Below are 6,389 nucleotides of genomic sequence, written 5' to 3'. Positions count from 1 at the left end.
CCAATCGGTATGGCAAGACGGCGAACCATTGTTCTACGACGAGATCGGCTACGCCGGACTCTCCGACACCGCCCGCCACTACATCGGCGGCATCTTGCACCACGCGCCCTCCCTGCTGGCGTTCACCAACCCCACCATCAACTCCTACAAGCGTCTGGTCCCGGGCTACGAAGCACCGATCAACCTGGTCTACAGCCAGCGCAACCGCTCAGCCTGCGTGCGCATCCCGATCACCGGCACCAACCCCAAGGCCAAGCGGCTGGAGTTCCGCTGCCCCGACTCCTCCGGCAACCCCTACCTGGCGTTCTCCGCCATGCTGATGGCCGGCATCGACGGCATCAAGAACAAGATCGAACCGGCCGCACCGGTGGACAAGGACCTCTACGAGCTACCGCCGGACGAGGCGGCGTCGATCTCGCAGGCCCCCACCACGCTGGCCGAGGTGATGGACAACCTCGAGGCCGACCACGAATACCTCACCGAAGGCGGCGTATTCACCCCCGACGTGATCCAGACCTGGATCAACTACAAGCGGGAGAACGAGATCACCCCCGTCAACCTGCGACCACACCCCTACGAGTTCGCCCTCTACTACGACTGCTGACCGGGGTGATTGCCGGCGCCCTGCTCCGCCCTGTGCTTGAGCCGGTCCAGGGTGAGCCGGATGTGATCGGCGTTAGCAGCATTGCGATCGGCGACGCCGCTGATCAGTCGGCTGATCCCGAGTATCCAGCGGGGGCGGTGGTCCCAGGTGCTCTCGGTGACCTGGCAGCCGCCGTCCGCCGGGGTGATCTCGTACGCCCAGTGGGCCACCGGGACCATCGCCGAGCGCACGTCGAAGGCGAACAGCCGGGCGGGGTCGGCGTCGGTGACGGTGCAGGTGGTGTTCCAGCTGTGCGAGCCGTTACGGTTGGCGCCGCTGAACTTCGCGCCCGGACGCGCCGAATCGCCTTTGCGCCAATGCATGGCGACGGTCTCCTCGGCGCAGTCCGCCAGGGCGGACAGGTCGGTGATCAGCGCATAAACCGTTTCAGGGGCGGCGTCAATGCGCACGGTGCCAGTTGCTGAAGGTCGGGACGTGTCATGCATGCGGCGATCATAACGACGCCCTACCGCCGTTTCAGGGCGTCAGGGCAGCAATGATTTCGGCGGCCGCCGCCGACCGGGCGGTCCGGTAGGCGGTCCCGGCCCACAGGTTTGTCCCATGCGGATCGTCCAGGGCCACCGCCGCCGCCCGGATCGGGGTCGTCATGTGGTTGATCTCGGGGTATCCCACCGGGGCCACATCCTCGAAGGCGCGGGTGAAGTCGTTCTCCAAGCCGCGTGCGTAGCGGCCGGAGAACGCACATGTCACCGTGGTGTTGGCGAATTCCGGGTTGGTCAGTGCCGCACGGTGCGTCGGATTGGTGCCGGCTTCGTGCGCCAGCAGCAGTGCGGTACCGACCTGGGCCGCGACCGCGCCACCACCCAGCACCCCGGCCACGTCGGCCGCGGTGCCGAGACCGCCCGCCGCCACCATCGGGACATGGCCGTGGGCGTGGGCGATCTCCGCCAGCAGATGTTCCAGCGAGTCGGTGCCCGGGTACACGTCGGGCGCGAAGGTGCCCCGATGTCCGCCCGCCTTGGGGCCCTGCACCGCCAGCACCTCGGCGCCGTGTCCCAGGGCGACGCCGGCCTCGTAGGCCGACGTCACCGTGACCACCGTCAGGATGCGCAACGCCCGCAGCATGTCGATCTCGTCGGGGGACGGGGTCCCGAAGGTGAACGACACCACCGTGGGCCGCAGGTCGGCGATCACCTCGAGCTTCTCCGGCCAACAGTCGTCGTCGCCGAAGCGCGGCTGGCCCAGCTCTACCCCGTAATGCTCGGCCAGCGGATCCAGGAGATCGGCGTATTCGTCGAGCAACACCACGTCCGCGCCGCTCGGTTGGGGCACAAACAGATTGACACCGATGGGACCACTGGTGGCCGCGCGCGCGGAGGTGATCTCATCGGCCAGCTGTTGGGCGGTGCGATAGCCCCCTGCGACGAACCCCAGCCCACCCGCCTCGGTCACCGCGGCCGCAAGCGCCGGTGTGCTGGGACCGCCGGCCATCGGGGCGCCGATCAATGGGACCTTGAGTTCGGAGAAGCTGAACGCCATTCCCCTAGCCTGCCATCAACCGGCAAGCGCCCGCAGACGGGTTGGCAGCGCCCCTTTCGAACGATACGGGCCAAGCACGGCGACGCCATAGGGCTTACGCAGCAGCTGACGGGCTACGGCGTTGACCTCGTCGACGGTCACCGCCGACAGTTCCCGCAGGGTGCGGGCGATGGGCCGGTGGCGGCCGTAGTTCAACTCGGTACGGCCCAGCCGGTTCATCCGCGAACCGGAATCCTCCAGGCCCAGTACCAATCCCCCGCGCAACGACCCCTTGGCGATCCGACACTCGTCGGCGGTGATTCCATCACGAGCCACCGATTCGAGCACCTCGGCGGTCACGGCCGCCACCTCGGCGAATCGGTCCGGCTGACATGCCGTGTAAACCGACAGCGCGCCGGCGTCCGCGAAGGTGTCAACCGACGAGTAGATCGAGTAGGCCAGACCGCGGGTTTCCCGAACCTGTTGGAACAGCCGCGAACTCAGACCGCCACCCAGAGCAGTGTTGAGCACGGCCAGCGCCTGACGGTGTTGCCAATAGCGTCCGGGTGCACGCACCCCCAGAGACATGTGCGTCTGATCGGCATCACGGTTGACCACGGTCAGCCCGGGCCTGCCCGGCACCCGGGCACTGCCCCGTCGCGGCTCGGCAGGCTTCTCACCTCGAATCAGGCGATGCCCGAAGTGTTCTCGGACCAGCGCAACCACCGTGTCATGGTCGATGTTGCCGGCAACCGCGACCACCATGCGCTCCGGTGTGTAGCGGCGCTGGTGGAATGACCGCAACTGTGCGCGCGTCATCGACGACACCGACTCGACATTGCCTATCACCGGCCGGCCGATCGGATGATCGCCGAACAGCGTCGTCAAGAACACATCGCCCAGCGCGTCCTCGGGATCGTCATCGCGCATCGCGAGTTCCTCAAGAACCACGTCGCGTTCGAGGTCGACGTCGGCAGCCGCGCAGGACCCGTTGAGCACCACGTCGCTCACGAGTGCGACGGCCAGTTCCAGATCGGTGTCGAGCACGTGGGCGTAGTAGCAGGTGTGCTCTTTTCCGGTGAAGGCATTGAGCTCGCCACCGACCGCGTCCATCGCCTGGGCTATGCCGGCCGCCGTTCGGGTCGGAGTCGCCTTGAACAGCAGGTGCTCCAGGAAGTGCGCCGCCCCCGCCACCGTGGCGCCCTCGTCGCGCGATCCGACGCCAACCCACACGCCCACCGACGCCGAACGAACCGCGGGCAGGTATTCAGTGACTACCCGCAGCCCGCCCGGCAGGGTGGTGCGTCGCAGTGCGGCGCGCGGCGGCGCCCCAGTGTCAGCTTTCGGCAGTCGCGGCATCGGCAGACTCAGCGGGCCCCGCCTCCGGGGTCGACTCGTCCACAGGAACCAGCGAGATCTTGCCGCGGTTGTCGATGTCGGCGATCTCCACGCGCAGCTTGTCGCCGACCTTCACCACGTCCTCGACCTTGGCCACCCGCTTGCCCTTGCCGAGCTTGGAGATGTGCACCAGCCCGTCGCGGCCCGGCAGCAGCGACACGAAAGCGCCGAAGTCGGTGGTCTTGACCACGGTGCCCAGGAACCGCTCGCCGATCTTGGGCAGCTGCGGGTTGGCGATCGCGTTGATCTTGTCGATGGCGGCCTGCGCCGACGGGCCGTCGGTGGCGCCGACGAACACGGTGCCGTCGTCCTCGATCGAGATCTGGGCGCCGGTCTCCTCGGTGATCGAGTTGATCATCTTGCCCTTGGGCCCGATCACCTCGCCGATCTTGTCCACCGGAACCTTGATGGTGGTGACGCGAGGCGCGTACGGGCTCATCTCGTCGGGGGCGTCGATGGCCTCGGCCATCACCTCGAGGATGGTCATACGCGCGTCCTTGGCCTGAGCGAGAGCACCTGCCAGGACCGCTGAAGGAATGCCGTCGAGTTTGGTGTCGAGCTGCAGTGCGGTGACGAAGTCCTTGGTGCCGGCGACCTTGAAGTCCATGTCGCCGAACGCGTCCTCGGCACCCAGGATGTCGGTGAGCGCGACGAAGCGGCGCTCGGTCTTACCGTCGACCTCGACGTCATCGGAGACCAGGCCCATCGCGATACCGGCGACCGGAGCCTTCAGCGGCACACCGGCGTTGAGCAACGCCAGCGTGGACGCGCAGACCGAACCCATCGAGGTGGAGCCGTTGGAGCTCAGCGCCTCCGAGACCTGCCGGATGGCGTAGGGGAACTCCTCGACGCTGGGCAGCACCGGAACCAGGGCCCGCTCGGCCAGAGCGCCGTGGCCGATTTCGCGACGCTTGGGCGAACCGACCCGGCCGGTCTCACCGGTCGAGTACGGCGGGAAGTTGTAGTGGTGCATGTAGCGCTTGGACTTCTCCGGCCCCAGCGAGTCGATCTGCTGCGCCATCTTCATCATGTCCAGCGTGGTCACGCCCATGATCTGGGTCTCGCCACGCTCGAACAGGGCGCTGCCGTGCGCCCGGGGCACCACGGCGACCTCGGCGCTCAGAGCCCGGATGTCGGTGATGCCACGGCCGTCGATACGGAAGTGGTCGGTCAGGATGCGCTGACGCACCAGCTTCTTGGTCAGACTCCGGTAAGCCGCGCTGATCTCCTTCTCGCGCCCCTCGTAGGTCCCAGCGAGACGCTCGAGCACCTCGGCCTTGATCTCCTCGGTGCGCTCGTCACGCTCGGCCTTGCCGGCGATGGTCAGCGCCTTGGCCAGCTCGTCGGTCGCGATGGAGGCCACCGAGTAGTAGACGTCGTCGCCGTAAGGCGGGAACAGCGGGTAGTCGGCGGTTGGGCGGGCCGCCGCCTCACCGAGCTCCTGCTGGGCCTTGCACAGCGCCGCGATGAACGGCTTGGCCGCCTCCAGACCCTCGGCCACCACGGTCTCGGTCGGCGCCTGGGCGCCGGCCTCGATGAGCTCGATGACGTTCTCGGTGGCCTCGGCCTCGACCATCATGATCGCGACATCACCGTCTTCAAGGGTGCGCCCGGCCAGCACCATGTCGAACGCGGCGCGCTCGAGCTGCTCGACGGTGGGGAACGCCACCCAGGTGCCGTCGATCAGTGCCACCCGCGCGGCTCCGACCGGGCCGGAGAACGGCAGGCCGGCGAGCTGGGTGGAGGCCGACGCGGCGTTGATCGCCACCACGTCGTACAGGTCGTTCGGGTTCAGGCTCAGCACCGTCACCACGACCTGGACCTCGTTGCGCAGGCCGTCGACGAACGACGGGCGCAGCGGACGGTCGGTAAGACGGCAGGTCAGGATCGCGTCGGTGGACGGCCGGCCCTCGCGGCGGAAGAACGAGCCGGGAATACGCCCGGCCGCGTACATCCGCTCCTCGACGTCGACAGTGAGCGGGAAGAAGTCGAAGTGGTCCTTGGGAGCCTTGCTGGCGGTGGTCGCCGACAGCAGCATGGTTTCGTCGTCGAGGTAGGCGACGACGCTGCCGGCGGCCTGCTGGGCCAGCCGGCCGGTCTCGAAGCGGATAGTGCGCTTGCCGAAGCTGCCGTTGTCGATGACAGCGGTGGTCTCGAATACGCCTTCTTCAATTTCAATTGCAGACATAAAAGCCCGTGCGGCCTTTCCTGGTTTGTTCAGCTGTTTCGCAACGTCAGACGTGCGCCAGCCAACTACCTGGATGCGGCTACGGTCGTCGATCGAAGCGGCCGGATCTTTTAAGACGCGCTTTCAGACCCGGCTGCCACTACCGAAGACCGCCCGATGCAGGTCTGGCTGTACGTAGGGACGTGTCCCGTCGTGACGTGCCGGAGTGGCACACGCGGATGCGGGGGCCACACCGATGTCCGGGCCTGGCAGGCCCGGAACGGTCTCACTCTACATGGCAGCGGCTGACGCCGCCCCGATTCGTCAGCGACGCAGACCGAGGCGCTCGATCAGCGAGCGGTAGCGCGCCACATCGGTCGCGGTCAGGTACTTGAGCAGACGACGCCGCCGGCCGACCAGCAGCAGCAGGCCGCGGCGGGAGTGGTGGTCGTGCTTGTGCTTCTTGAGGTGCTCGGTGAGGTCGACGATCCGCTTGGTCAGCAGGGCGACCTGAGCTTCGGGCGAGCCGGTGTCCGTCTCGTGCAGACCGTAGCTGGCCAGGATCTCTTTTTTCTGCTCGGCGGTCAGCGCCACGACAAATCTCCATCAATCGGTCCCGCGAATATCAAGTCGGCGGCCACCGCGGACTGCAGCACGCCGAGGTGGGAGCCTAGCACCGCCCGGGGCAGCTCTCCCAATCGT

The 6,389-nt window shown here is 67.4% G+C and carries 5 protein-coding genes and 1 pseudogene; 1 reads left to right on the top strand and 5 read right to left on the bottom strand.

Annotated elements, in window-relative coordinates; all coding sequences use genetic code 11:
• A pseudogene (locus EJK91_RS17640) lies at positions 1-604 on the top strand (type I glutamate--ammonia ligase); the annotation flags it as partial.
• Here the strand turns inward: EJK91_RS17640 and EJK91_RS17635 are convergent.
• The 5 genes from EJK91_RS17635 to rpsO all read right to left on the bottom strand — a co-directional run bounded on the left by EJK91_RS17635 (position 592) and on the right by rpsO (position 6,281).
• Positions 592-1,089 (bottom strand): SRPBCC family protein, encoded by a 498-nt coding sequence (locus tag EJK91_RS17635; RefSeq protein ID WP_046302360.1) that lies wholly within the window; start codon positions 1,087-1,089, stop codon positions 592-594. The pseudogene EJK91_RS17640 and the gene EJK91_RS17635 overlap by 13 nt on opposite strands.
• 31 nt (positions 1,090-1,120) lie before the next feature.
• Positions 1,121-2,143: a nitronate monooxygenase gene (locus EJK91_RS17630; RefSeq protein WP_125079570.1), complete on the bottom strand. Its 1,023-nt coding sequence runs from the start codon at positions 2,141-2,143 to the stop codon at positions 1,121-1,123.
• Between the two features lie 15 nt (positions 2,144-2,158).
• Positions 2,159-3,481, bottom strand: coding sequence for a M16 family metallopeptidase (locus EJK91_RS17625; protein ID WP_024444059.1), 1,323 nt, complete (start codon positions 3,479-3,481; stop codon positions 2,159-2,161).
• Positions 3,459-5,708 carry a polyribonucleotide nucleotidyltransferase gene (locus EJK91_RS17620; RefSeq protein ID WP_024444058.1) on the bottom strand — a complete coding sequence of 750 codons (2,250 nt, stop codon included), beginning with the start codon at positions 5,706-5,708 and terminating at the stop codon, positions 3,459-3,461. Before EJK91_RS17620 ends, EJK91_RS17625 begins: the two co-directional genes overlap by 23 nt.
• Before the next feature lie 303 nt (positions 5,709-6,011).
• Positions 6,012-6,281, bottom strand: coding sequence for a 30S ribosomal protein S15 (gene rpsO / locus EJK91_RS17615; RefSeq protein WP_024444057.1), 270 nt, complete (start codon positions 6,279-6,281; stop codon positions 6,012-6,014).
• Between the last annotated feature and the right edge of the window lie 108 nt (positions 6,282-6,389).

The organism is Mycobacterium sp. P7213 (assembly GCF_900604305.1).
GTDB lineage: Bacteria > Actinomycetota > Actinomycetes > Mycobacteriales > Mycobacteriaceae > Mycobacterium.
The sequence above is the reverse complement of the archived record's forward strand: the minus strand, read 5'-3'. Positions and strand labels throughout refer to the sequence as shown.